The organism is Aliidongia dinghuensis, from assembly GCF_014643535.1.
GTDB classification, from domain to species: domain Bacteria; phylum Pseudomonadota; class Alphaproteobacteria; order ATCC43930; family CGMCC-115725; genus Aliidongia; species Aliidongia dinghuensis.
The window spans coordinates 1-25,622 of record NZ_BMJQ01000035.1; the positions used below are offsets into that span (position 1 = coordinate 1).

Sequence of the window (25,622 nt, forward strand, 5' to 3'; positions counted from 1 at the left end):
CCGGTCCAGCCCGGGGGCAGGACGACGAGATCCCCCGCCGTGACGGTGTGGGCGATGCCGGTGGTGGCATCCGTGATGGTGGCGGTGCCCGACAGGATAAACGCTACCTCGGTGTCGGGGCGGTTGTTGATGGGCCAGCCGCCGGGCTGGCATTCCCAGATGCCGATGTTGCCGCCGGCGTTCGGAGCGATCCTCAGCAGGCCAAGCTGCGGGTCGCCCTTGTCCGCGCCGGGCCGTTGACCGGCAGGGGGTAGAGGACCGGAGGTAACTTCCGCACTCCTGATGATGGTTATGGTGGTCATCCGGATCTCCTTTGCGCTCTGTGGTCGAGGTCGTCAGTGTGCGCCGGTCAGGGACTCCAGCACGTGAGCCACTCGGGAGGGGCGCTTGGCGAGGCGCTCCTCGGCGTCTCCGATGGTCGCGGCGCAGAGTCCGAGGTTCACGCCGAGCCAGCGGAACGGCTCCGGCGCCCACTGCGGCGAGCGGTGGTTGACGATGGGCAGCCGGTTGATCTCCTCATCCCGCTCGAGGATGAGGTTGCGGAGAATGCGCCCCGCCAGATTGCTTGTCGCGACACCGTCCCCGACATACTGACCCGCCCATGCCAACCCCGAGACGCGATCCAGCCCGACGGACGGATGCCAGTCTCGTGGCACGCCGAGCGCACCGCCCCATCGATGCGTCACGCGGACACCGCTCAGGGCGGGGAAAAACTCGGTCATCGTGGCCCGGATCTTCTCGTGAACGGCATCGACGATGTCGTACGCCACGGAAACCTTCGACCCGAAATGATAGGGGGCGCCTCTGCCGCCGAAAACCAGGCGGCCGTCGGCGGTCACCTGGGCATAGACCCGCAGGTGGCGCATGTCGTTGAAGGCGATGCGGTGGTCGAGGTTCAGCTCCGTTCGCACGTGCTGGGGCAAAGGCTCGGTGGCGAGCACCAGCGAGTACAGTGGGATGACGGTGCGGCGATGTTCCTTGAACTGCGGCGTGAATCCTTCGGTCGCCCGAACGATGATGGGGGCGCGGACCTTGCCACGGGGAGTGATGACACTGCCGCTGTTGAAACTTGTTGCCGGCGTTCTCTCGTAGATGCGAGCGCCGAGCGCTTCGACAATGCGCGCGAGGCCGCGGACGAGGCGACCGGGATGGACCAGGGCGCAATGCTCGGTATAGAGCCCGCCGACAACCCCCTCGGCCCCCACCCTGGCGGACGCGTCTCGCGCATCCAGAAACCGCCACTGGTCGGGCAGGCCGAGCGCTGCGGACGCCCGGACGGCGGCGTGGGCGCGGCTGAGCTGCGCGGGCGACCTCGCCAGCGACAGAAACCCTTGCTTGGCGTAGTTGGCGTCGATGCCCTCGTCCCGAAGGACACGCCCGATCTCGTCGACCGTGGCGTTCATGGCCGCCTGAAGTGCCAGTGCCGCGGCATGCGACGAGGACCTGGCAACATGCAGAAGCGAGACCGGGAAGATCGCGGACGCCCAACCGCCGTTGCGTCCCGAGGCGCCGTAGCCGGCATAGTCTCGCTCGATGAGCACCACCCGCAGGGCGGGTGCCGCCTTCAACAGGTAGTACGCGGTCCACAGGCCTGTGTAGCCAGCACCGACAATGGCGACGTCGGCGTCGACATCAGAGTCCAACGCCTTCCCGCGCTCGGCATCTTCATACCAGAGTGGAACGTTGGGCAGTGCAGTGAGAGCGCGGGTAGCCGGCATATCAAGAGCCTGAATGTGTAGGCGTTCGAGATTTTCATAAGCAGTAAAGGGGGGTGATATCGGCCCGTCCATCATGCACTTCTACAAGTGACGAGAGAGCTGTTGTACAATTGTCTGAACGGCGTCGCGGATGCTCGGAGCTGCGAAGGGCGCATGATCACGGTGAACGGCCTCGTTGCCATCGACACTCTCGGACTGGCTTTCCGGGCCGGCGCTGCGGGTGGCGGCCGCCTCGTCACATGGGCGCACGCCTGCGACCTCCCGGACCCGTGGCGATGGGTCGCCGCAGGCAATTTGGTCATGACGACCGGCGCCGGCGTCCCGGAGGCCCCGGCCGATCAGGTCGATTGGCTCGGCCGTCTTGCCGACATGAACGTAAGTGCGCTGGTGGTGGCGGCACGGGCCGATGCGCCCCAACTCTCGGACCAGATGCTGGCCGCCGCGGACGCCCGCAAGTTCCCCGTGCTCGTGGCCAGCTTCGAGCTTGAGTTCGTCAAGCTCGCGCGCCGGGTGATCGAGAGCTCGCTGCAGTCACAGAGAGATCGCCTGGAGGCGAGCCAGCGGCTGTTCCAGTCGTATACGTCCGCGTTGCGTGATGGGACGGACTTCGAGGGCCGGTTGGCAATCCTCGGCAGGCGGGAGGGGTGGCACGTCGAGATCCAGGACCTGGCAAGCGGGCAGCCAATCGCCTCATCCGGCCCGCCGCCGGCTGGAGGCAGCCGGGCGGAAACGGTGGATATCCCAGGACGCAGGCGAGCAGTCCTGAAGGTGCAGCATCGGAAGGAGCACACGATAGTGGATCCGCTGCTGGTCCACTATCTGGCCGGCTTGGTGGCTGTCGAGCTCGAGCAGCAGGCGATCGAGCGGGATGGTCGTCGTGCCGAGGGAGAGACCCTCTTGCGCGATCTCCTCAACGGGGAAGTCGATTTCGGCGCTGCTCGCGCGGTGTTGGAGCGGCGAGGCCTGCATGGTGCGCTGGTCAGTCTCGCCATCGCCCCGTGCGGGAAGGCAGAGTGGGAGGCGCCGGACAGCCACCATGCGCCGGACTTGCGCCATATCAGCCCTCTGCTGCTGCAACAGGACGTGATGATCGCGGTCATGCCCGATCGAGAGGATCTCATCCTGACCACTGTGAATTCCTTGGGCACCCAGTCGAAAGCAGGGGTCAGTCGACCGATCATCGGCGCCGACTTCCTGGAAAGCGTCCATCAGGCACGGCTCTCCCTCGCTCAGGCGCGCGAGAGTCGGGTCCGGTTGGTCAGATACGGGGCCGGCGGGACCCCTCCCACCCTGGCACCCAAGACGCTCCCCGAGGCGCGTGGGTTGGTTGATCGATATCTGGGGCCGCTGATCGAGTACGACCGCAGCCACGACTCTTCGCTGCTGCGCACGCTCCGCACATTCCTCGCCAACGACGGCAGTTGGAAGGCGACGGCTGCCAAGCTGAGCATCCACCGACAGACGCTCGTCTACCGGGTGCACATCATCGAACAACTGACGGGACTGAAGCCGCCCTCGACCCTGGGAACGGCGGCTTTCTGGCTTGCGCTACAAGCCGGCGACGCGGCGGGCATCCTGCCTGAGTAAGGGGAAAGCCCATACCGTTGTATGAGGAATGGAGCTGATCTGTCGCAACAGAAATGATCAGGCCATGGAGCATCTCTGTTGGCTGCGGTTCGTCACGAATTACAGACTGCGCCATGTGGAACCGATGCCGTTACAGACCGAGCACGTTCAGTCGGCGCAACCGGCGCGATGTCGACACTGGGGGCATCGTTTACGCCATTCTCGGCACCAAGCCGTTCCGTCACCCCGCCTACCCGACCAACCCCAATCTCCGATGGCTTAGCCAGAAGAAAATCGAAGTGTTATCCGGCGACATAGTCGAAATTGCCGCCAAATCCTTCACCCGACCGGACACCGTGAGGAACCCGAGCCAGGCCCGTGGGGCTTGAACGGCAGAAATCTCTCCCTTTCCTCGGCAAAGCGCCGGGTAAGGAAGGCCCGGCAGGTCGCGACGCGCTTCGACGGCCAGCGCGTGGTCGTTCTCGACCTCTGAAGGTCTTCAGGCGTTCTTGAGACCCAGATACGCCAGCTTCGCCGCGCCAAGGTCCTCGAGAGCGGTGCCGACCGCCTTGAATATGGTGCGCTGCTGGTCGTTCGAGCGGCCTTTGATCTGACCTCGGCATAGCTGCGTGAGATTGCCGATCAGCGCATCGGCGCGCCAGCGGCCGGCAGCAATCGCATTGAGCAGATCGCCGGACTTCATCAACGCTTCTTCCGTATCGACCCACACATCGGCTTGCGCGAAACACGCGGGCTCGGCCTCGGCCATCGCCGGCGTAAAGCTGCCGATCAGGTCAAGATGACTGCCGGCGGCTAACCATTCGGGCTTGATGATCGGTTGGCTCGCGAGGGTCGCGCAGCTCACGATGTCGGCTTCGCGAACGGCGGGCTCAAGCTGCTCGACGGCCCGCGCCGGCAATCCGCTCTCCCGCCAGCGCTGGGCGCACCGTTGGGATGCGTCGGGATCTATGTCCCAGACCGCAATGTCATCGAGTTCCCGAACGGCGGCCATTGCCGGGCCGACGAGGCCGCCGACACGCCCCGCACCGACAACGACAAGGCGGGTTGCATCGGGACGAGCGAGATACGAGGCACCCAGGGCGGCGGCCGCGGCCGTGCGCCGCGACGTGATGACATCGCCATCGAGCAGGGCGAGCGGGGCTCCGGTCCGTGCATCGAACAGCGTGTAGGTCGAGTGCAGGCCGGGAAGACCCTTCGCCCGATTCCCCGGGAAGATATTGACGATCTTCACGCCGTAGTAGCCCTCGGCGTCCCAGGCCGGCATCAGCAACGACGTCCCCGTGTCGGTACCACTCTCGATGATGTGCGAATGCCTCAGCGGCACATTCGCGCCCGCGACGAACGCGGCGGCGAGCGCCTTGATCAACTCCGGGAACGGCAGCAGTCGGACGAGAGTATCGGTGTCAGCTCGGAACATGGCCCAATACCAGGAAGTTGGATGGGGTCGCGATGTCAGGCCCGTGACTCGCCGCGCCGCCGGATCCATTCGCCGACGATGAGGAGCGCCGTCGAGAACAGGACCAGGATCGTCGCCAGCGCCACGATCGTAGGCGTAATGCTGTCGCGAATACCACTGAACATCTGCCGTGGGATGGTCACCTGGTCGGGACCGGCCAGGAACAGCGTGACGACCACCTCGTCAAACGAGGTCGCAAAGGCGAACAGCGCGCCCGACAGTACGCCCGGCAGGATCAGCGGCAGGGTAATGCGCAGGAAGGTTTCGATGCACCCGGCGCCAAGGCTCGAACTCGCGGACACGAGCGTCTTGTCGAAGCCCTTCAGCACGGAACTCACGGTCGTGACCACGAACGGCGCTCCCAGCAACGCATGGGCGATGATCAGTCCCATGAAGGTGCCGGCCAGATGCACACGCATGTAGAACAGGTACATCGCGACCGCGACGATGACGAGCGGCGCCACGAGCGGCGACAGGATGAACGCCGCCAGCACGCGCTTGCCCGGAAAGCTCGCCCGATCGAGGCCGAGGGCGCAGAGCGTGCCAAGCACGGTCGCGAGGATGGCGGCGCTGGGCGCTACGATGAAGCTGTTGCGGATCGCCCGCCACCAGGTTTCGGAGGTGACTAGCGTGTCGTACCAGCGCAGCGACCAATGCTCGATCGGATAGACCAGAAACGAATCAGCGGAAAAGGACAGCGGCACCAGCGCCACGATCGGCAGCACCAGATAGGCAAGCACGCCATAACAAAGACATCGCAGCGCGACGTACCAGAGCTTCTCGGGCCAGCGCTGGTAGGGCTCGAAGGCAGGAAAGAGCCGCATCGCCTATGCTTCCACCGAGGCCACCGGCCGCCGCGCAGCCACCATCCGGTAAACCATGAACAGCAGCGCCGTCGCCGCCAGCAGCAGCACGCTCAGCGCGGCCGCCAGCCCCCAATTGATCGTCGTGTTGGTGTAGTAGGCGATGTAGTAGCTCAGCATCTGATCGCCGGCGCCACCCAATAGCGCCGGTGCCACGTAATAGCCAAGTGCGCTGATGAAGACGAGCAGCGCCCCTGCGGCGACTCCCGGCGCCGTTTGCGGCGCATAGACGCGCCAGAACGCCTCGAACGGATGGCTGCCGAGTGAGATCGCGGCGCGCTGATAGCTCGAAGGGATCCCGCTCATGACCGCGAACAGCGGCAGAACCATGAATGGGATCAGGATGTGGACCATCGAGATGATGACGCCGGTACGGTCGTAAAGCAGCTCGAGCGGGGTGCCGATCAGATGCAGCGAGGTCGCCAGTCGGTTGACGAGCCCGGCGCGCGGCAGCACCACCATCCATGCCGCGATCCGGACCAGGATCGAAGTCCAGAACGGGATGAGGACGGCCATCAGAACGGCACGCTGCCGACGCTTGGGCAGCTGGGTCAGCCAATATGACAGTGGATACCCCAGCAAGGTGACGAGCACCGTCACGACGGCACTGATCCAGAAGGTGCGACCGAGTATGGAGAGATAAACGCCTTCGTCCCGAGGAAGCGGCACGATCGCCCCATCCGGCGTACGTTCATGATCCAGGGCGCGCAGCAGATAGACCAGGGTCAACGGCTGGACGTCATTCGCGAGCACCTGCCACGTCGCAGCATCGCCCCAGCGACCGTCGAACGCGACGAGTTCGGTTTCCACCGCCTGCTCATCGCGCTGGCGCGCTTTGTCGTCCGCGCCGGGAGTCCCGTCGTCATCCGCCGCACCGTCCAGATGGGAGCGGGTGCGGAGGAGCAGCTGGCGCATCCCCGGCATATCCTGGTTGAGCCGAGCCGCGGCCTCTCCAAGGGTACCCGCGAGGTCAGCCGCGACGATGTCGGCCGCGGCTGCCGAGAAGGCATCCGGCCGCGGCAACCCTTCACCATTCCAAGATCCGAGCGCTTGAGCGGTCTGTGGGAAGGCGATCGTAACGACCGGATCCCATACGGCCCGGCTCATCAGCATCACCACCGGCACGAGGAAGAACACGAGCATGAAGGCTGCGAGCGGCGCGATCAGCAGCAGCGCACCGCGCACATCGCCGCTTGAACGGCGCACACGCAGGAGGGGCGGCGAGCGCTTCGCCCCCTGCGCACGGACCGTGTCGAGCGCCAGTGACGCGCCCGGCCGCGCACTGCTCGACGGGTTCGTCATCTGGCGCACCGGACTAGCGCGCGGCCCAGGCGGCGAAGCGCTGGTCCAGGTCGTCGCCGTGCTCGTCCCAGAACACCCGGTCGTTAACCAAGTCTGCCTTCGCGTGCTCCGGCGTATTCGGCAGATTCTTCAGCTGCTCCGGCGACATCTTCGCCAGGGCTTGCGAGTTCACCGGGCCGCCCGGTTGCAGCGCCAGGTACGCGGCCTGCTGGTTCGCGCCGATCGTGTAGTTGATGAACTTCATCGCGTCATCCTTCATGGGCGAGCCCTTCGGGATGACCCAGTAGTCGTAATCCGCGATGGCGCCGTTCCAGACGATGTCGAGCGGCTGCCCGTTCTTCTGCGCGGTGATGATCCGCCCACTGAACGCGGTGGACAAGGCGACGTCACCGGAGACCAGGAACTGAGCCGGCTGCGCGCCCGCGTCCCACCACTGGATGTTCGGTCTGAGCTCGTCGAGCTTCTTGAACGCGCGATCGACGCCGGCGGGCGTCGCCAGAACCTTGTAAACATCGCCGGGCGCAACACCGTCCGCCATCAGCGCGAATTCGAGATTGCCCCGCGCCGATTTCCGCATGCCGCGCTTGCCCGGAAAATTCTTTGTGTCCCAGAAATCGACCCAGTTCTTGGGCGGGGTCTTCGTCAGCTTCGTGTTGTAGGCAAAGACATTGCCCCAGGCAAACAGACCGACGCCACAGCGCGTCTTGGCGGCTTTGTCGAGGGCAGCGGCATCCGTCACCTTCGCCCAATCGATCCGCTCATACATGCCGGAATCGCAACCGCGGCCGACGTCCGTCGATTCGACCTCGACGACGTCCCAGCTCACTTGATGACCATCGACCATGGCCTTCACTTTGGCTTGCTCGCCGGAATACGAGGACGCCGTCACCTCGATGCCGCTCGACGACTGGAATGGGGTCACGAATGCAGATTGCTGAGCATCAGCCAGCGTGCCGCCGTAATTGACCACCGAAAGCGGGCGCGCCAACGCCCCTTGCGAGGCCTCGGCTGCGAGCACTGCCCCGACGACGCCGAGCCACAAAATTTTACGCATGACATTCCCCTGTTGTGATTTGCATTTTTTACGAGAAGATTCGCATGTGCTGTTCGGCGAAGCACAAAACCAACGGGTCGCCGACACCCCCGCCGGCTAACGCCGCACCCCCAAGCGGAACCTTGACGAAGCCCGCATCCTGTTCGGGCAGCGAGAAGCGCACGCGCACGTGGTCGCCGAAATAGAGGGTCCCGGCGCTGCAAGCCTGGAGCGTATTCGTCGCGACGGCAGACGCCGCGTGGTCGCCGGATGCGGCCAGCGTCATCCGTTCCGGTCGGACACAGGCCCGGACGGTTTCGCCAATGCGGGGTGAGCCAACCAGTCGACCGACCAGCACCTCGCCGCCCGGCAGGACCATCCGGCCGACATCGCCCTCACAGGCCAAGAGGCGACCGACGAAGACATTGCTGTCGCCGACGAAATTCGCGACGGCGCCGTTGCAGGGCGTCTCGTAGAGCGCGTCGACGCGGTCAATCTGCTGAATGCGCCCGCCGTCGAACACCGCGACCCGATCGGAGAGCGTCAGAGCCTCGCTCTGATCGTGGGTGACATAGACGAAGGTCAGCCCCAGCTTGCGGTGCAAATCCTTGAGCTCGATCTGCATGTGCTCGCGCAGGCGCTTGTCGAGTGCGCCCAAGGGCTCGTCCATCAACACCAGGCGCGGATTGAAGACGAGCGCCCGCGCCAGCGCCACCCGCTGCTGCTGGCCGCCCGATAGGTTTTTCGGCATCCGACCGGCAAGGGCGCTCATGCGCACCATGTCGAGCGCACGGTTCACCAACGCGGACCGCTCGGCCCGCGCGACGCGCCGGACGGTCAATGGATAGGCGACATTCTCCGCCACCGTCATGTGCGGGAAGAGCGCATAGTTTTGGAACACCATGCCGATGTCGCGCTTGTGCGGCGGCGTGGTGTTGAGCAGCGTGTCGCCGAGCCAGATCTCGCCCTCGCTTGGAGACTCGAACCCGGCCAGCATCATCAGGCAGGTCGTCTTGCCAGCACCCGAGGGGCCGAGTAGCGACAGGAACTCGCCCTTGTAGATGTCGAAATCCACGCCCTGGACGACGTGAGTAACGCCGTCGTAGCTCTTCCCGACCTGCCGGAAGCGGACGAGCGGTTTCCGCGTGCCGTTACAGGCGTCAGTCGCCGTCATGACAACGCGGCGAACACCAGGTCGCCCATCTGCGCGGTTCCGATCTGCTTCGTGCCCGGCTCGGCGATATCCGCGGTTCGGTAGCCGGAGCCCAACACGCGCCTGACCGCGCGCTCGATGCGATCGGCAGCCGCGCTCTCGCCGAAACTCATCCGCAGCATCATTGCCGCAGAGAGGATCGAGGCCAGCGGGTTGGCGATGTCCTGACCGGCGATGTCGGGTGCGCAGCCATGGACGGGCTCGTAGAGGCCCTTGGTGCCCTCGCCCATGGACGCGGAGGGCAGCATGCCGATCGAGCCCGTCAGCATCGAGGCTTCGTCGGACAGGATGTCGCCGAACAGGTTGCCGGTGACGATGACGTCGAAGTGCAACGGCGAGCGGAGAAGTGCCATCGCTGCCGCATCGATATAAAGATGCTCGAGTGTGACGTCGGAATACTCCCGCCCGACCTCTTCGAGGATCGAGCGCCAGAGCTCCATCGTCTCCAGCACGTTCGCCTTGTCGACCGAACAGACGCGGCGGCGGCGCGTGCGGGCCGTGCGGAATGCGACATGGGCGATCCGCCGGATCTCGCGCTCGTCATACCGCATCGTGTTGATGCCGACCTGCACTCCGTTCTCGGCATGCACGCCGCGTGGCTCGCCGAAATAGAGATCGCCCGTGAGCTCGCGCAGGATCACCAGGTCGAGCCCGTCGATATGCGAGGCCTTCAACGGCGAGGCACCCACCAGTTCCGGGAAAGCCACGACCGGCCGGAAGTTCGCGAACAGCTGCAATTCCCGGCGCACCGTCAGCAGCGCATCACCCGGGCGCAGACCGCGGGGCAACGTTTCGTATTGAAAGCCGCCTTCGGCGCCGAACAGAATTGCATCCGCTTCCTTCGCCAGCTTGAAGGTCGCCTCAGGCAGCGGATGGCCAGTCTGGTCGTAGGCGCAGCCGCCGATCAGCCCTTGCTCGAACTCGAGGGGCATGCCCTCGCGCACGAATACGTCCAGCACTTTGAGCGCCTGCGCGGTCACTTCCGGGCCGATTCCGTCGCCGGGCAGCACAGCAATCTTCATGGTCATTCCTGTTCGTTCGTCATGGGGTGGCCGACGCCGCGCATGCGCTCGTACGCATCGATCGCCGCAGCGAAGCGCAGCGTCACGTCGATCTCATCGAGACCGCCGATGAGCGCTTCCTTTGGAAAGGGGTCGATGTCGAAGCCGGTGCTGGAGCCGTCGGGGGCCGTCACGCGCTGGTTCGGCAGGTCGACCCGAACCCGGGCGCCCGGCGTCTCTTCGAGGAAGAACAGCAAGGCGGCGACGAAGCCGGCGTCCACGCGGATCGGCAGCACGCCATTCTTCAGGCAGTTGTTGTGGAAGATGTCGCCGAAGCTCGTGCCGACCAGTGCCCGGATGCCGAAATCGGCCAGCGTATGGACCGCCTGCTCACGCGACGAGCCACAGCCGAAATTCGGGCCGACCACCAGGATCTGCGCGCCCTGATATCCTGGCCGGTTCAGCACGAAGGACTGCCGCTCGGCACCGCTGGTCGGATCGAACCGCAAATCGTGGAAGAAGTACCGGCCGTAGTCGACGCGGCGCACGTGCATGAACCGCGCGGGCACGATCTGGTCCGTGTCGATATCGGCGGCCGGCAACGGCACGCCGATCGCTTCAAGTTGCGTCAGCGGCCGCATGGCGCAGCAACTCCCTATAGTCGACCAGGCGGCCGGCGATCGCGGCTGCGGCAGCCATGCCCGGGCTCATGAGATGCGTGCGGACGCCGCGCCCCTGGCGCCCGACGAAATTCCGGTTCGTGGTCGAGGCGATCCGCTCGCCGGGCCGCCCTTCGTCGCCATTGATCGCCAGGCACATCGAGCAGCCGGGCTCTCGCCATTCGGCCCCCGCCGCAAGGAAGATGCGGTCCAGGCCCTCGGCCGTGGCCGCGTTCCTGACGGTGCGCGAGCCCGGCACGATCATGGTCGGGACCTTCACCCGCCGCCCGTCGAAGATCGCCGCGGCCACCCGCAGGTCCTCGAGGCGGCCGTTGGTGCAGGAGCCGATGAAGACGCGATCGACCGGCAGGCCTTCGAGCTGCTGACCGTCCCGAATGTCCATGTAGTCGAGGGCGTCGCGCAAACGCGTGCGCTGCGCCGGATCATCGAGGTCGAGGACGTCGGATACGCGGCCGTCGATCGGCGCGGATTGCGACGGGTTCGTCCCCCAGGTCACCATCGGCGCGACGCGTGCCGTATCCAGCAGGACCTCGCGTGAGAAACGCGCGCCCGGATCGCTGCGCAGAGCCCGCCACTCCGCAATTGCGGCCGCCCACGCGGGTCCTTGAGGCGCAAAGTGTCGGCCCTGCAGATAGGCGTAAGTCTTCTCGTCCGGCGCGATCATTCCGGCACGCGCGCCGGCCTCGATCGACAGATTGCACAAGGTCATGCGCGCCTCGACGCTCAACGCATCGATCGCGTCGCCGGCATACTCGATGACATGGCCTGCGCCGCCGGAGACCCCGATCCGGGCGATCATGGCAAGTGCTATGTCCTTGGCGGTGACGCCGAAAGCGGGCGTCCCCGCGAACCGTGCAAGCATCGTCGCCGGGCGCTTCTGCCAGAGGGTCTGCGTCGCGAGCACATGGCTCACTTCGGAGGAGCCGATGCCGAAGCCGAAGGCTCCCAACGCACCGTGCGTCGAGGTATGGCTGTCGCCGCAGACCACGGTCATGCCGGGCAACGTCAGGCCCTGCTCGGGGCCCGTCACATGGACGATGCCATGCTGCGGGGCGTCGAGCGCAAACATCGACACGCCCTGCGCCCGCGAGAAATCGATCAGCTTCTCGACGAGCTCACGCCGGTCCGCATCGATGATGTCGTTGATCGAGCAGCCGCGGGTCGACGCGTAATGGTCGGCCATGGCGAAGGTCGCATCCGGCCGCCGGACGCGCAGACCCCTGCGCGCGAGCACATCGAAGGTATCACGGGGCAGATCGTCGCCGAGATAGTGGCGGTCTATGTAGATGAGAGTGTGCCCGTCGTCGCGCTGGTGCACGACATGCTTGTCCCAAAGCTTGTCGAACAGCGTACGGGGCTGGCCGGCGACTGTGTCCACACTGGCTCCATGCATTCCCATGAATGGAGCAGCAGTCTGCGCAGGCCGAAAAATCGGCTGAAGACGTATCTCGGAACGCTGGATGCGTGAACGACGATGGCTGAGACGGGCCGGCGCTATCGGCTCAGAAACTCCACCAGGAGCCGTGTCGCCGTCGGCATTTCCTCGTCGTCTCGCACACACAGCTTGTGCAACCGGTTTGCCCACTCTTCGTCGAGCGGCACCTCGGCGATCTGCATGGCCGCGGCGCGATCCGAGACAAAGTAGTCCGGAACGATCCCGATGCCGAGCCCGGCCTGCGCCATCCGACATACCGCATCGAAGCCGGCAACCCGGATGCGGGAACGCAGCGTGCGCCCCGCCTCGACGGCGAGCCGCTCGGTCAGGATTTGGATCGAGCTGTAGGGCTCCTGCAGGATGAGCGGATGATCGAGCAGATCCACGAAGCGGACATTGCGCTGGCCCGCGAGCGGATGATCCTGCGGCACGACGACCACCAGCCGGTCGACATAGCACGACATCACCTTGAGGCCATTCACAGGCTGACTGCCCCAGAAGATGCCGAACTCGACGGCACCCTCGCGCACCTTCTGCACCGCACCGGTGCTGGTATCGGGCTGGAGCTCCACCGTCACATACGGATGTTCGCGCATGAAGCGGCCGAGCGCGTCGGGAAAGAACCCGAACAACGCCGATTCATTCGCTGCCGCGCGGACATGCCCACGCGCGCCATGCGACATCGACGAAAACTCGGACATCTCGCTTTCGAGCTGAGACAGGTCGCGCAGAATGCGGCGCGAATGCGCCAGGAACGCCTCGCCGGCCGTGGTCAGCGTGACTCCGCGGCGATGCCGTTCGAGCAACGGCACCTTCATCATATGTTCGAGGTCGGCGAGCCGCTTGCTGACGGCGGACGGCGCCAGATGCTCGCGTTCGGCCGCCTTCGCGATACTGGCTTCCTCCACCACCGCGATGAACAGCATCAGCGTGACGGAGTCGATCCGTGCGGCAAGGTGCGGACGAAACAACGCCGCATTCGAGTTCGCGAACATGTCTGTCTTCAGGCGGCCTGTTGTCATCGCAAGCTCGGTCCACCGAGGCAGTGGCCACAACCAATCGCTTTGACGGTCAATCTGCGATCCGCCCTTGATACCAGGAATGACATGCCGCGCGTGGACAGGATTGCCAAAGCCCGGGCTAGCCGAAATCCTCCCGTGAACGCACCGGCATCCTACTCGCGAGCATCAGCCAGCGGCAATGTTGTTGCGGCGTTGGAATAGACGTTGGCCGTATCGAAGAAGTTGATGCCGGCATCGAGCGCACGCTGAATGAACGGCCGGCCCGCGGCCTCGTCCAGCACCCAGCTATGGTTCCCCTTGGTCGGGTCGGCGTAGCTCATGCAGCCAAGCCCGATGCGCGAGACCTTGAGGCCGGTTCTTCCCAGATTGGCGTATTCCATGAGGAGGCCTATCCGTCGGTGAAGAGTGCGCGATCCATAACGGCGGGATCGTGAGGGATGAGCGGCTGGAAGCCCATCTGATCCAGGATGTCGCTCTTGATATCGACGCCCGGCGCCACTTCTGAGAGGACGACGCCTTCCGCCGTCAGCTTGAAGACGGCGCGTTCCGTCACGAACAGCGCTTCGTGGCCGAGCTTGAGCGCCTGCTGGCCGGAATAGGTGATCTGCTCGACCTTCGAAACGAGCTTCCGGACCGCGCCATGCTGCTGGATACGGATGCGCCCGGAGGCGATCTCCGCCTTGGTGCCCTTGGTGTCGAACGTGCCGCAGAACACGACCTTCTTGGCGTTCTGGGCGATATCCATGAAGCCGCCCGGGCCGACCGTGAGGCCGCCGAGCTTCGAGACATTGACATCGCCATGCTGGTCCAGCTCGCCGAAGCCGAGGAACGCGGTATCGAGCCCGCCGCCGGAATAGAAGTCGAACTGAGAGGGACCGTCGATCATGGCCGACGGGCTGCGTGCGAAGCCGAACAGCAGGCCGACGAGCAGCGAGCCGCCATAGGTGCCGTGCTCGATCGTCTGGTAGAAGCGCCCGACCTCGTCGCGCTCCGCCATCATCTTCGCGACGCCCTCGCCGATGCCGACGCCGAAGTTGATCACGTCGCCGTCGCGGAGCTCTCTATAGGCGCGGCGCGCGATGAGCGACCGCACGTTCAGGGGCTCGGGCGGATCGATGGTGATCGGGCCGCGCCGCTCGCCGGACAGCAGCGGGTCGTACGGCAGGTCGTAGCTCATCTGCTGGCCGGGATCGACGACCACCGCATCGACGATGGCGCCCGGTACGCGGACCGAGCGCGCCGGCAGGGAATTGAGATCAACCGCCGTGCGGACCTGGGCGATCACGATGCCGCCGGAATTATGCGCCGCGAGGGCGGCGGCATAGATGTCGACGTTGGCCGCTTCCTGGTCGAGGCTGATGTTGCCGTCCGCGTCGCCGAACGAGCCGCGAATGATGGCGACATTAATCGGGAAGGACTTGTACCAGAGCAGCTCCCGGCCACCGATCGTGACCAGCTCGACCAGATCCTCCTGGGCGGACCGGTTCATCTTGCCGCCCTGCTGGCGCGGATCGACGAAGGTGCCGAGCCCCACATGAGTGAACAGGCCCGGGCGCTTGCCGCCGATCTCGCGATAGAGCTGCATCACGCAGCCGCTCGGCAGCACATAGGCTTCGATCTTCTCGTCGCGCGCCATCTCCTGCATCTTGGGCGACCAGACCCAATGGCCGCCGATGACGCGCTTGACCAGGCCCTCACGGGCAAAGTGGTTCATCCCCTCCATCTTCTTGTCGCCGATGCCGAGCGCGTGGAGGACGGTCAGGTTGCGTGGGTAGCCGGTCGAGAGGAAGCGTCGGGAAACCGCGCGGAACACGTGGGTCGGCTCGACGAGCCCGCCGCCGCCGCCGATGAGCGCGACGGTGTCATGGTCCTTGATGAGGCGGACGGCCTCGTCGGCCGACATGAACTTGTTGCGCGTCATGCCCGAAGCTCCTGATTGGGCAGCTCCTGATTGGGCAGCTCCTGGCCGACCAGCTCCGGCCGGCGCGGCACCATCAGCCGATGTTCGCCTTCCTGCACGATCTCGTCGCGCTGATTGGTCAATTGCATCTCGATGAACAGGATGCCCATCGCCGGCATGCTCTTGGACGGCCGCGCCTCGCGGACCTTGAACTTCACCTGCAGCGTGTCGCCGATCTGGATCGGCCGCTTGAAGTTCCAGGACCAGCCGAGCGCGATGCCGTCGCGGAAATAGGCTGACTGGACCTTCAGCCCATCCGTCAGCGACAGGCCCATGAGGCCATGGGCGATGCGCCCACCGAACTCGGTCGTGCGCGCGTAAGTCTCGTCGAAATGGACCGGGGAAAAGTCGCCGGAGACGCCGGCGTAGGCCAGGATATGACCTTCGGTAACGGTGACGCGCGGCGTCACGCGCTCCTCGCCCACCGTGATGTCGTCGAAGTAGTTGCCGGGCAGCATTGTCGGTTCCTTACGAAGCGAGTGCAGCGAGGGAGGGCGTGAGAGACGGCACGAGCAGGATGCGTCCGACGGCTTCGCGATTGGCGAGCTCGCGATGCGCCTCGGCCGCGTCTTCGAGCGCCATCCGCTTCCAGACGACCGGGTCGAGCCCGTGCTCGTGCATGAAGTCCAAGATCTCGCGGAGATCCGCGCCGGACGCGCTCTGCACGCCCCGGATCTCCCATTCCTTGATGATCAGCAGGCCGAGGTTGAGCTCGATCGGCTTGCCGTGCAGCTCGCCGATGACGACGCAGCGCCCGCCAGGCGCCAGGCTGCGGAGCGCGCCATGAAAGGTCGGCGAGCCGATGAGCTCGACGACGAGATCGACGCCGCGACCGCCGGTCAGCCGTCGGACCTCCTCGCCGAAGGTGCCGTCGCGGCTGACGACGACCTCGTCCGCGTGCGCAGCCTTCAGGGGTGCGACCTTGTCGGCGGTGCTGGTGATGGCGATGCTGCGGCCGCCGAGGGCCTTGACGATCTGGATGGCGGCCAGCCCCAGCCCGCCGCTGGCGCCGGTGATGACCACCGTCTGGCCCGGCTCGATCTTGCCGATCTGCCGGATCGCCTTGTAGGGCGGGCCATAGACGCAGGCGGCAAAGCAGGCGTGGTCGAGCGGCATGCCGGCCGGCACCTTGACCAGATTGCTGGCGAGCAGGACGGCATATTCGGCATAGCCCCCGTCGCGGGTCTGGCCGATGTCGCCATGGGTCTGCCGGCAGAGCGAAGGCCGGCCCTTGAGGCAATCCTGGCAATGGCCGCAGGCCTGGAAATTGAAGGAGGCGACCCGGTCGCCAGGGACCAGACCCTGAACATCCGCACCGGTTTCGATCACCTCGCCGGCGAGCTCGTGCCCGAGGATCCGGGGTGGCTGCACGCGGGACCGCATGCCTGACCGCAGGATCAGATCGAGATGGCAGACACCACAGCATGCGATCCTGACCAGAACCTCGCCGGGGCCGGGTTGCGGACGCGGGACCTCGGTGCACCGCAGCACATCCGGTCCGCCGAATTCGTTCAGAATGACCGCGCGCATCGCGTCCTCCTAGTGCAGGATCTGGCCGAGGAAGCTGCGGGTCCGCTCGTTCTGCGGATCGTCGAAGAAGGCTTGCGGCGCGTTCTCCTCGACGATCTCGCCCCGATCCATGAAGATCACGCGATCGGCGACCTGGCGGGCGAAGCCCATCTCATGGGTGACGCAGAGCATCGTCATGCCGTCGTTCGCCAAACCGATCATGGTGTCGAGCACCTCCTTCACCATCTCGGGGTCGAGGGCGGAGGTCGGCTCGTCGAACAGCATGATCTTCGGCGTCATGCACAGCGCCCGGGCGATCGCCACGCGCTGTTGCTGGCCGCCGGAAAGCTGCGCCGGGTATTTGCCGGCCTGGTCCGGAATTCGGACGCGGGTCAGGTACTTCATGGCGGTCTCTTCCGCCTTGGACTTGCCGACGCGGCGCACCTTCATCGGCGCCAGCATGCAGTTCTCCAGAACCGTCAGGTGCGGAAACAGGTTGAACTGCTGGAACACCATGCCGACCTCGGCCCGGACCGCTTCAACGTTCTTGCCGCCGGCGCCAAGATCGATGCCGTCGACCGTGAGCGTGCCTTGCTCGTAGCGCTCGAGGCTGTTGATGCAGCGGATCAGCGTCGACTTGCCCGAACCGGACGGCCCGCAGATCACGATCCGCTCGCCGGCACCGACCGTGAGGTCGACATTCTTCAAAACTTGGAACGGACCGAACCATTTGCTGAGGCCGGCGATCGAGATGATCTCTGGTCTGTCCGGGGCAGCGGATGGGTTAGCAGGCATGAGGATCTCTATGGTTCAGGCGTGAGGGATCGGACGGACGAGATCGTCCGTCCGGGGCGTCTCAATTGTTGAATTCCATCGGCAGCGCGTCCGAGCCCTCGCCGGACGTCGGCATCTTGGCGAGCTCGCCGCCGATCCACTTCTTGTAGAGCGCCGGCAACTCGCGGCTCGCGATCTTGCGGGCGATGAAATCGTTGATGTAGGTGACCCACTCGCGGGCATCGGGCCGGACGGCGATAGCGTCGAAGTTGCGCGAGATCACGAACTTTTGGTCGAACTTGCCCTTGCCGGCGACCTGGTCGATGTTCGGCAGTTGCGTCGCCGCCAGACCCACCACGTCGACTTGGCCCGCGATCAGCGCCTGGACCGTGCTGGCATCATCGTCGAAGCGCTGGATCGTCGCCCCGGACGGCGCCGCCTTCGTAGCCGAGACGTCCTGCGGTGTTCCGCGCGGCACACCGATCGTGTGCCCCTTCAGGTCGGCATAACCCGAGACCTTGAGCGAGGCTGGACCGACATAGACGTTGTCGATGTTGGTATAGGGCCGAGAGAACAGCACCACCTTCTGCCGGTCAGGGAAGATGCCCATGGCAGCGGCGATCATGTCGATCTGTCCGGTCAGCAGGGCCGCGACCCGGTTGGACGGTGTGACCGGCGTGAACTGCGGCTTTACGCCCAGATCCTTGGCCAGAAGCTCGGTCAACTCGACGTCGAACCCGGTCAGCTTGCCGGAACCGTCAGTGAAGCCCCACGGCACCTGGGCCACCTGGACGCCGGCCTTGAGGACGCCGCTCTGCTTGATGGATGCGACGGTCTGCGCCGACGCGTTCGAGGTTCCGGCCGCCACAACCACCAGGGTGAGTGCAGCGGTGGTCCCAAGACCCTTCAAAAAATTCAATCCGACCATAGACGTTTCCTCCCAAGATGCGGCTTGCCCGCGTTCGAGTTTCAGGTTCTGACGACGAGGCGCCTCTCCAGTCCGGCGCTGAGGCGCGACAGGGGAAAGCAGAGGACGAAGTAGAAGATGGCGGCGAGGCCATAGGCGATGAGCGGCTTGTAGGTCGTGCTGGCCGCGATCTGCGCTGAGCGGGACAGCTCGACGAATCCGATGATGGCCGCGAGCGACGTGCCCTTGATGAGCTGCACGAGGAAGCCGACCGTCGGAGCGATGGACAGTCGGATCGCCTGGGGCAGCACCACGCTGATCATGCGGTCGCGATAGCGCAGGCCCAGCGCTCGCGCTGCCTCGGTCTGGCCCCGCGGTACGGCCTGGATGCCGCCCCGCCAAATCTCCCCGAGGAAGGCGCTGGCATGGAGCGTCAGGCCGATGGTGACGGCGACCCACGGGTTCAGATGCAGGCCAAATACCGGCAGGCCGTAGAACACCAGGAATAGCTGCATGAGCAGCGGCGTGCCCTGGAAGAAGTCGATATAGATCGCTGCAAAGCGCTGAAGGGGTGCTGCCTCGGACGTGCGCAGCAGCGCGATGATGCCCCCGAAGATCCCGCCACCGACGAATGCGATAAAGGACAGAATGACCGTCGATTCGATGCCGGAGAGGATCGAAAGGGCTTCGTTGAGGCCGAATTGCCGGATCATCGCTGCCTCACTTCACCAGATAGGAAAAGCAGGCGCGATTGACCAGCTTGAAGATGGTCGCGAACATCAGCGACATGGCGAGATAGAGCGCCGTCGCCACGATATAGATTTCGAAGCTGCGGAAGGTCATCGTGTCGAGCGATTGCGCGACCGCCGTCAGCTCCTCGGCAGAGATCGACGAGACGATGCTGGTCGTGAGCAACGCCAGCACGAACTGACCCGAGAGTGCCGGGAAGATGATCCGGAGTGCCGGCTTCAGCACGATGTAGCGGAAGACCTGCAGCGGCTTCAGGCCGAGTGCTGCGCCCGCTTCGTACTGCCCCTTCGGGATCGCATCGATACCGCCCCGGATTACCTCCGCCGCGAAGGCGCCGCAGTTGACGCTCAAGGCCAGGATCGCCGCACTCCAGGGCTTCAAGGCCAGGCCCAGGGTCGGCAGGCCGAAATAGATAAAGAAGACCTGGACCAGGAATGGCGTGTTGCGGATCAGCTCGACGTAGCTGGTCGCTATCAAGCGGACCGATCGAAATAAGCTGCCTTTGGCGAGTGCCGTGACGATGCCGATCGCGAGCCCGATCACGATCGAGCAAGTCGCCAGCAGGATGGTGAGCCCGCATCCTCGCAGGAACTGTTCCCAGAACGGCAGCAACACGCCGAAATCAAAGCGATAGGTCATTCTCTCCCTTTCGCGGCGCGGCTTATCGACTGCCGCGTCCGTCCCGTTTCGGCGCTTATGGCACTCGGAAAAACTGGCGATAGAGCTCGATCTGCTCCGTCAGCATCGGCAAGCCCGGATGGACACGCAGTCCGCGGGCGCGTGCTGCAGCGAGCAGCCTGGTCTCCGCGGGCTTCATGATGATGTCGGACACCACCGTCCGCGGCGGCAGGTTGTCGACCGAGAATGGCAGCAGATCCTCGGGCTGGAGCCCGATAGGCGTCGCATTGATCATGATGTCCCCTGCAATAGGCATCGAGGAGGCTCGGATCCGACCCGGCCAACGCTGAGCCAGGCGATCCGCAAGGGCCGCCATGCGCTGCTCGTCAACGTCGGTGATGGAGAGATCGGCCGTACCCGCCAGCATGAGTGCGGCCGCGATCGAGACGCCGGCCCCGCCGGCGCCCACGAGCGAGATCATCTTGCCGGCGACCGCGTATCCGGCCTTAAGCAGTCCAGCCACGAACCCGGCGCCGTCGAAATTGTCGGCCGACCACGAGCCGTCGGCCTCACGTCGCAGAGCGTTCGCCGACTGGGCCAGCTCCGCGCGCTCACTCAGATGATCAGCGTGACCACAGGCGGCGAACTTATGCGGCACTGTGACCAGGATCCCACCGAGATTGCCGATCAATTTCAGCCCCTCGATGACGGCGGCGATGCCCGACGCTTCCGCTTTGACCGGCACCAGGACAGCGTCCACGTTCCGATCGAGGAACAGCCGATTCATCAAGCTCGGCGCCATCACCTGCTCGATCGGATTGCCCACCACCGCGTAAAGCCGGGTGGATCCGGTAGGCGATGGAATGGCGAAGGCCGGTGCGCTCACGACTGCTTCCTTGTCGATGTGTGTGGTCGAAGTCGGTCATTGCCGGCGACGATCAATCGAAATTGGAATGTGTTTCATTATGGAATTCATTCCACTCATGTCAAGCGATGACATTGCGTTCCAATTGGAATAGAGTCCCATTTGGAGGGCGGATGGATAGGGCACTGGGAATATTGGAGTTTTTGACAGGGCACGCCGGCGGCACGCCGCTTGCCGAGATCTCGGACAGCCTGGGCATCCCGCGAAGCGCAACCCACCGGCTGCTCGCCGACCTGCGTGAAGAAGGCTTCGTCCGGCAGGATTTCGACGGCGGCGCCTACAAGCTCACGGCGAAGATCGTCTCGCTCGGCCTGACCTACCTGTCGGCCGCCGGTGCCGCGACCACGGTGCTGCCGCTCGTCGAAGAACTCGCCGAAGCGACGGGCGAACTGGTCGTGCTCGCCGCGATCGACGGCGAGCGGCTGCTACGGATCGCCAAGGCGCAAGGAGCGAAGCGCGGGCTGCTCTACAATCCGGACGAAGGGTCGGAGGTCTATCTGCCTGCCACGTCCAACGGCCATGCCTGGCTGTCGTGCCTCAGCGAGGAAGCAGCGTTGCAGCTGGTCGCGCGACAGGGGTTCAACCGGGAAGGCTATGGCCCCAATGCGCCCAAGACGATCAGGGAGCTTATGACGCTGGTCCGTCAGGCCCGGAAGCTCGGCTATGCCAAGATCTTCGAGACCTACGAGGCCGGGACCTCGGCCGTCGCAGCCCCGATCGTTCGCCCCGACACGAAATCTCCGATCGGAACGATCAGCGTTGCCGGGCCGTCGCTGCGCATGACGGACGCGCAGCTCGACCGCATCGCGCCACGCCTCATCGAGACGGCGCGGAAGATCGCCGAGGCCGGCGCGTCCCTGCCGATCTTCCCCCAGCACGAGGTCGGGCACTAGGAAATGTCGAGCCGGCTGCGGTCCATCGCGATTGTCGAGCTTCTCGCGAAGCATCCTCACGGGCTGTCCGCGCGCGCGGTGTCCGAGCAGTTGCGCATCCCGTTCGCGGCGACGGAGCGGCTGCTCCAGGAGCTCGCGCAGAGTGATTATGTCAGGCATGGCGCCGACCGGCAGACCTACCGGTTGCGCCTGAAGCTCGCGGCACTGGGCCTGGCATATCTGGGCGCCAGCGGAGTCACCGACCTGGTCCAGCCGATCCTGGACGATCTCGCGAAGCGGACCGGCGAGCTCGTACGCCTTGCGGTGATCGAGGGCGATCGTTTGACCTGGGTCGCCAAGGCGCAGGGCTCCAGGAGCGGTCTCATGTACGATCCCGATGTCAGCGCCGAAGTGCACCTGCCCAGCACGGCGAACGGCCAGGCCTGGCTTGCCTGCCTCTCCCGGCGGGATGCCGAAGCGCTGCTGGATCGTCATGATATTGGGGGAAAGCCGGCCGACGAAGCGCCGGCCTTCAACCGCGAGCAGCTGTTTCAGCAGCTGGAGGGATGCAGGCAGCGCGGGTACGCGTTCGTCTCGGAGATCTATCAGACCGGCACATCCGCGCTCGCGACGGCAATCCGAAAGCCGGACACCGGATCGCCGATCGGCACGGTCAGCATCGCCGGCCCGACATTGCGGATGACCGAAGCGCGGGTGAGCGAGATGGCGTCCTGGCTCGCCATGACCGCGGCAGAGCTCGCCGCTGCATCGGCCTCGTCGCCATTATTCGCGGCGCGGTAGCGGGATCGAATGGCGGTCCCCAGGCGAGCGGACGAATGTCAGTTGTTGGGATTCGTTTCAACTGACGTCAGATGTCCGCAACGGGCGCTTTGTGACGCAGCCGCTCTTCGGCTTGAACGTGCCGATGGCGGAACGACGGCTTTAGGCAATGAACTGCTGTAAGCGGTCAGTTGGCCTGTGGTCGGGACTAAATTCTGCTCATCACGGTTAGGGCAAATAGCGTAGATCCGCTAAGGGGCGAAGCTGTATGTGATCCGTCCCGGACTTACGCCTTGGCGGCGTTCTGTGCAGCCTCGAATACATCGCGTGCGGACGTCGTACCCGCCACGTGCTCCGTACCCTCGGCTCCGAGGTCCATCCATCCCGCGTTCACGGCCTCAAACATTTCTTCGGCAGGTCCGGTGTGGCCCTTCGGGATGCCGAATTGCTCGAACGCTTCCGCCCACCCTGCACGCGGGACTGCAAAGGCTTTCACATCGAGATTCAGGACTTCACCCAATTGCTCCGCGACTTCATCCGCGGTGACCATCGAACCAAGCTCGACGACGCGCTGCCCTGACCACGCTGGCCCGGTCAAAAGGGTTGCGACCTCCGCGCCGATGTCGTTCGTCGCGACCATGGTCGATTTCCGGTTTGTCGGATTGTAATAGACCGGTAGCGCTCCGCCCTGGGCGACCTGCAAGCCGTAGAGGAAGTTTTCGAAGAATCCGCCTGCGCGCACAAATGCGATTGGCGATATCAGGTCGCGAAAACCTTGCTCCAGAAGCGACAAGGCCGTGATCATCCCAAGCCCGCTGGTCCTGTTCGCACCCATCGACGAAAGCGCTACCACCCTCGGCGGCGCTGCCCTGGTGAGCGCCTCGACATAGTTCGCAATCACGCCCTTGGCTTCTTTGTAATCGGGCGAGGGGGCCCAGACAGCCGGCAACATGACAAACGCGCCTTCGACGCCTTTGAGCGCCCGCTCGATGGCTGCCGGATCATTCCAATCGCCGTCAACCAGTTCCACGCCCTGGTTCGCCCAGCTTGACGCCTTCTCGCGATTGCGGACGAGCGCGCGTACTTCCTTGCCGTGCGCCAGAAAATGCCTTGCCGTCGCGCCGCCGACTTTTCCCGTGATTCCCATCACTAAGAACATGCGTATTCTCCTGATCTCGAGGGACAGAGCACTGCCCCGTTGGTTCAACGGATGAGCGGCAAAATGGCCCGGATACGGGGATCGCGCGCGTAGAGGCCGCCCCATGTCATCGCGCCCAGAAGCAGGGAAATGATTTCCGGCGGCGACCCCAACTCGCCGATGCGGACATGGGCGCAGATGGCGCCCCCCAAAAAGCCCGTCACCAGGATCGCGCCGAGGACGGCGGTAGCCGGGACGGCATAAAGGATGGCGCAGGCGAGGATGATCGGACCCACGACACGGGTCAGGTCCATCGCGAACCCAGTTTCCTGCAACATGCTTGCGATCTGCGCCGGCACGAAAAGCTGAATAGCCCCGTCTGCCACCAGAGCGATAACGACAATCGCGCTCATGATCCGGCCGGCCCACAGGCTGCGATGCAAGGTCATGGCTTCAGGCACCTGAGGCAGCTTCATAGTTTCGGACACTTGTCGTCCTCCGATGGCGTCACCCAATTTCGAAGCCTACTGTGTCTACCGCAGATGACAAACATCGACAAAGCGAACACATTGTTCCCTCTGTGGTGTACAATACCGAGACGCGAACATGCAGAATCTCGAACCCATCCGCATATTCATAACGGTAGCGGAAATGGGGAGCTTCACCCACGCGGCCGATAGCCTGGGCATCCAAAAGGGCAGGGCCTCAACCGCGGTCCGGAAGCTGGAAGAAGATGTCGGTGTCAGGCTCCTGCACCGGACGACGCGCAGCGTGCAGTTGACGGAGGACGGGCGCGCATTTCATGCCCGTGCCCGCGATCTGCTTGCTGAAGTCGATGACCTGCACTCGATGTTCGCAGACGATCGCGTGGCACTTCGCGGGCGTTTACGGGTCGATCTTCCGACCGAGGTGGCGCGCACGACAATCGTGCCGGCCTTGCCGGATTTCATGGCGACTTACCCCGAGTTGGAGCTGGAGGTGTCGAGTACGGATCGGCAAGTCGATCTGGTTCAAGAGGGGTTCGACTGTGTATTGCGGCTTGGACCCATAGGGGACGAGACGCTGATTGCCCGCCCGCTGGGCCTGTTGCGCATGGTCAACGCTGCCAGTCCCGCCTATCTGGCGCGCTATGGCGTCCCTCGATCGCTAGAAGATCTCCAGCGTCAGGAACATCGGACAATTCATTTTTCGACGATACTGGGCGCAAAACCCTATGGATGGGAATATCCGGATGGCGACAGCTACGCGACGCTTCAATTGCCAGGTGCGCTGCGCGTCAACAGCGCGCAGACCTACGAAGCCGCTGCCCTCGCCGGCCTTGGCGTGATTCAGGCGCCACTCTTGGGGATTGGCCGATACTTAGAGAGTGGAGCGCTTGTGGAGATCCTACCCAATTGTCGTCGCCGCGCGCTCGCCGTGTCCCTCGTCGTAGCACATCGGAGCAACCTGTCGCGCCGAGTCCGCGCATTCATGAAATGGATCGAAGATGTGCTGACGCCGTATCTGGAATAGCGAGACGAACAACTTCGTCCGGCCCTCGAAATCAACATTCTGAAGTTATATCTGCCGGTCGGCGGCCCGGCGGTCCAACAGAATACGACACTGAAGCCGGCGACGGCTCTCTCCATTGTTCCCTACTGTTGCCGCTAGTCGGATGCGCTTGCCGCAAACTCACGGCACCCCGTTTCAAAGTACTTTGCGTCCGATCCGGTTAGGCCGGTGGTGAACAGACGGAATCGATGACTGCTTTCAGGCGCTGCGATCACCCTCCTGAATGTCGTTCATGGGCGCTCTGCGGCCGGGCCGCCCTTCGGCTTGGACGGGCCGGGAGCGGAACGGCCGCTCCCGAGCGAAGAGCCCGCGAGATTGCCATTCGTGCGAGCAGACACGATAGCCGGAGATCTGCCGCCTCGTCAGTGCTACTCCCTCGGAATCAGTCGAGGCTGCTCCTACGCTTACTTCGCCTTGTCGAGCTCGGCCGCGAGTTCCGGCACGAGCTTGAACAGGTCGCCGACCAGGCCGTAGTCGGCGATCTGGAAGATCGGCGCTTCCTCGTCCTTGTTGATGGCGACGATGACC

Annotated in this window: 26 protein-coding genes and 1 pseudogene; 4 read left to right on the forward strand and 23 right to left on the reverse strand. The window is 64.6% G+C overall.

Going from position 1 to position 25,622, the window contains the following annotated elements:
* Positions 1-302: cupin domain-containing protein (locus tag IEY58_RS33325; RefSeq protein ID WP_189052509.1), on the reverse strand; the 302-nt coding region annotated here is incomplete at its 3' end.
* 33 nt (positions 303-335) lie between these two features.
* A complete protein-coding gene (locus IEY58_RS33330; RefSeq protein WP_229744155.1) occupies positions 336-1,793 on the reverse strand; it encodes an NAD(P)/FAD-dependent oxidoreductase in 1,458 nt (485 codons plus the stop codon).
* Between the two features lie 78 nt (positions 1,794-1,871).
* Here IEY58_RS33330 and IEY58_RS33335 point away from each other — a divergent pair, with 78 nt between their 5' ends.
* Complete coding sequence (locus IEY58_RS33335) at positions 1,872-3,305, forward strand: PucR family transcriptional regulator (protein ID WP_189052510.1); 1,434 nt, start codon at positions 1,872-1,874, stop codon at positions 3,303-3,305.
* A gap of 478 nt (positions 3,306-3,783) precedes the next feature.
* On the opposite strand, the gene lhpI is transcribed toward IEY58_RS33335, so the two are convergent.
* The 18 genes from lhpI to IEY58_RS33425 all read right to left on the reverse strand — a co-directional run bounded on the left by lhpI (position 3,784) and on the right by IEY58_RS33425 (position 20,714).
* Entirely contained in the window at positions 3,784-4,722 is a 939-nt protein-coding gene (lhpI, locus tag IEY58_RS33340; protein WP_189052511.1) for a bifunctional Delta(1)-pyrroline-2-carboxylate/Delta(1)-piperideine-2-carboxylate reductase, read from the reverse strand.
* A 35-nt stretch (positions 4,723-4,757) separates the two neighbouring features.
* The gene (locus IEY58_RS33345) at positions 4,758-5,585 is read right to left on the reverse strand and encodes an ABC transporter permease (RefSeq protein ID WP_189052512.1); all 828 of its coding nucleotides are present in this window, start codon (positions 5,583-5,585) and stop codon (positions 4,758-4,760) included.
* A 3-nt stretch (positions 5,586-5,588) separates the two neighbouring features.
* Positions 5,589-6,926, reverse strand: a complete 1,338-nt coding sequence (locus IEY58_RS33350) for an ABC transporter permease (protein ID WP_189052513.1) — start codon at positions 6,924-6,926, stop codon at positions 5,589-5,591.
* A 13-nt stretch (positions 6,927-6,939) separates the two neighbouring features.
* The gene (locus IEY58_RS33355; protein WP_189052514.1) at positions 6,940-7,980 is read right to left on the reverse strand and encodes an ABC transporter substrate-binding protein; all 1,041 of its coding nucleotides are present in this window, start codon (positions 7,978-7,980) and stop codon (positions 6,940-6,942) included.
* Positions 7,981-8,008: 28 nt separating this feature from the next.
* Positions 8,009-9,133, reverse strand: a complete 1,125-nt coding sequence (locus tag IEY58_RS33360) for an ABC transporter ATP-binding protein (RefSeq protein ID WP_189052515.1) — start codon at positions 9,131-9,133, stop codon at positions 8,009-8,011.
* A complete protein-coding gene (leuB, locus tag IEY58_RS33365; protein WP_229744156.1) occupies positions 9,130-10,200 on the reverse strand; it encodes a 3-isopropylmalate dehydrogenase in 1,071 nt (356 codons plus the stop codon). The genes IEY58_RS33360 and leuB overlap by 4 nt, the downstream gene beginning before the upstream one ends.
* Positions 10,197-10,814 (reverse strand): 3-isopropylmalate dehydratase small subunit, encoded by a 618-nt coding sequence (gene leuD / locus IEY58_RS33370; protein ID WP_189052517.1) that lies wholly within the window; start codon positions 10,812-10,814, stop codon positions 10,197-10,199. Before leuD ends, leuB begins: the two co-directional genes overlap by 4 nt.
* The gene (gene leuC / locus IEY58_RS33375; protein WP_189052533.1) at positions 10,792-12,246 is read right to left on the reverse strand and encodes a 3-isopropylmalate dehydratase large subunit; all 1,455 of its coding nucleotides are present in this window, start codon (positions 12,244-12,246) and stop codon (positions 10,792-10,794) included. Before leuC ends, leuD begins: the two co-directional genes overlap by 23 nt.
* A 101-nt stretch (positions 12,247-12,347) precedes the next feature.
* On the reverse strand, positions 12,348-13,283 hold the full coding sequence (locus tag IEY58_RS33380; protein ID WP_189052518.1) for a LysR substrate-binding domain-containing protein: 936 nt from the start codon (positions 13,281-13,283) through the stop codon (positions 12,348-12,350).
* Between the two features lie 179 nt (positions 13,284-13,462).
* Positions 13,463-13,690: an aldo/keto reductase gene (locus IEY58_RS33385; RefSeq protein WP_189052519.1), complete on the reverse strand. Its 228-nt coding sequence runs from the start codon at positions 13,688-13,690 to the stop codon at positions 13,463-13,465.
* A gap of 8 nt (positions 13,691-13,698) precedes the next feature.
* Positions 13,699-15,231 carry an acyl CoA:acetate/3-ketoacid CoA transferase gene (locus IEY58_RS33390; RefSeq protein ID WP_189052520.1) on the reverse strand — a complete coding sequence of 511 codons (1,533 nt, stop codon included), beginning with the start codon at positions 15,229-15,231 and terminating at the stop codon, positions 13,699-13,701.
* On the reverse strand, positions 15,228-15,728 hold the full coding sequence (locus IEY58_RS33395) for a MaoC family dehydratase (RefSeq protein WP_189052521.1): 501 nt from the start codon (positions 15,726-15,728) through the stop codon (positions 15,228-15,230). Before IEY58_RS33395 ends, IEY58_RS33390 begins: the two co-directional genes overlap by 4 nt.
* A gap of 10 nt (positions 15,729-15,738) precedes the next feature.
* Positions 15,739-16,800 carry an alcohol dehydrogenase catalytic domain-containing protein gene (locus tag IEY58_RS33400; protein ID WP_189052522.1) on the reverse strand — a complete coding sequence of 354 codons (1,062 nt, stop codon included), beginning with the start codon at positions 16,798-16,800 and terminating at the stop codon, positions 15,739-15,741.
* 9 nt (positions 16,801-16,809) lie between these two features.
* Complete coding sequence (locus IEY58_RS33405; RefSeq protein ID WP_189052523.1) at positions 16,810-17,574, reverse strand: amino acid ABC transporter ATP-binding protein; 765 nt, start codon at positions 17,572-17,574, stop codon at positions 16,810-16,812.
* Positions 17,575-17,635: 61 nt separating this feature from the next.
* A complete protein-coding gene (locus tag IEY58_RS33410) occupies positions 17,636-18,481 on the reverse strand; it encodes a transporter substrate-binding domain-containing protein (RefSeq protein WP_189052524.1) in 846 nt (281 codons plus the stop codon).
* Between the two features lie 41 nt (positions 18,482-18,522).
* Positions 18,523-19,173 carry an amino acid ABC transporter permease gene (locus tag IEY58_RS33415; RefSeq protein ID WP_189052525.1) on the reverse strand — a complete coding sequence of 217 codons (651 nt, stop codon included), beginning with the start codon at positions 19,171-19,173 and terminating at the stop codon, positions 18,523-18,525.
* A gap of 7 nt (positions 19,174-19,180) precedes the next feature.
* Positions 19,181-19,849, reverse strand: coding sequence for an amino acid ABC transporter permease (locus IEY58_RS33420; protein ID WP_189052526.1), 669 nt, complete (start codon positions 19,847-19,849; stop codon positions 19,181-19,183).
* Positions 19,850-19,904: 55 nt separating this feature from the next.
* Entirely contained in the window at positions 19,905-20,714 is an 810-nt protein-coding gene (locus IEY58_RS33425) for a shikimate dehydrogenase family protein (protein WP_189052527.1), read from the reverse strand.
* A 152-nt stretch (positions 20,715-20,866) separates the two neighbouring features.
* Here IEY58_RS33425 and IEY58_RS33430 point away from each other — a divergent pair, with 152 nt between their 5' ends.
* Entirely contained in the window at positions 20,867-21,646 is a 780-nt protein-coding gene (locus IEY58_RS33430) for an IclR family transcriptional regulator (protein ID WP_268237605.1), read from the forward strand.
* A 3-nt stretch (positions 21,647-21,649) separates the two neighbouring features.
* Entirely contained in the window at positions 21,650-22,426 is a 777-nt protein-coding gene (locus tag IEY58_RS33435) for an IclR family transcriptional regulator (protein ID WP_189052528.1), read from the forward strand.
* Between the two features lie 265 nt (positions 22,427-22,691).
* Here the strand turns inward: IEY58_RS33435 and IEY58_RS33440 are convergent, their stop codons facing one another.
* Both IEY58_RS33440 and IEY58_RS33445 read right to left on the reverse strand, forming a co-directional pair.
* Positions 22,692-23,564, reverse strand: a complete 873-nt coding sequence (locus tag IEY58_RS33440) for an NmrA family NAD(P)-binding protein (RefSeq protein ID WP_189052529.1) — start codon at positions 23,562-23,564, stop codon at positions 22,692-22,694.
* A gap of 44 nt (positions 23,565-23,608) precedes the next feature.
* Positions 23,609-23,992, reverse strand: coding sequence for a DoxX family protein (locus tag IEY58_RS33445; protein ID WP_229744158.1), 384 nt, complete (start codon positions 23,990-23,992; stop codon positions 23,609-23,611).
* Between the two features lie 157 nt (positions 23,993-24,149).
* Between IEY58_RS33445 and IEY58_RS33450 the strand changes: the two genes are divergently transcribed.
* Positions 24,150-25,055, forward strand: a complete 906-nt coding sequence (locus tag IEY58_RS33450; protein ID WP_189052531.1) for a LysR family transcriptional regulator — start codon at positions 24,150-24,152, stop codon at positions 25,053-25,055.
* A 443-nt stretch (positions 25,056-25,498) separates the two neighbouring features.
* Here IEY58_RS33450 and IEY58_RS33455 read toward each other — a convergent pair.
* A pseudogene (locus tag IEY58_RS33455) lies at positions 25,499-25,622 on the reverse strand (electron transfer flavoprotein subunit alpha/FixB family protein); the annotation flags it as partial.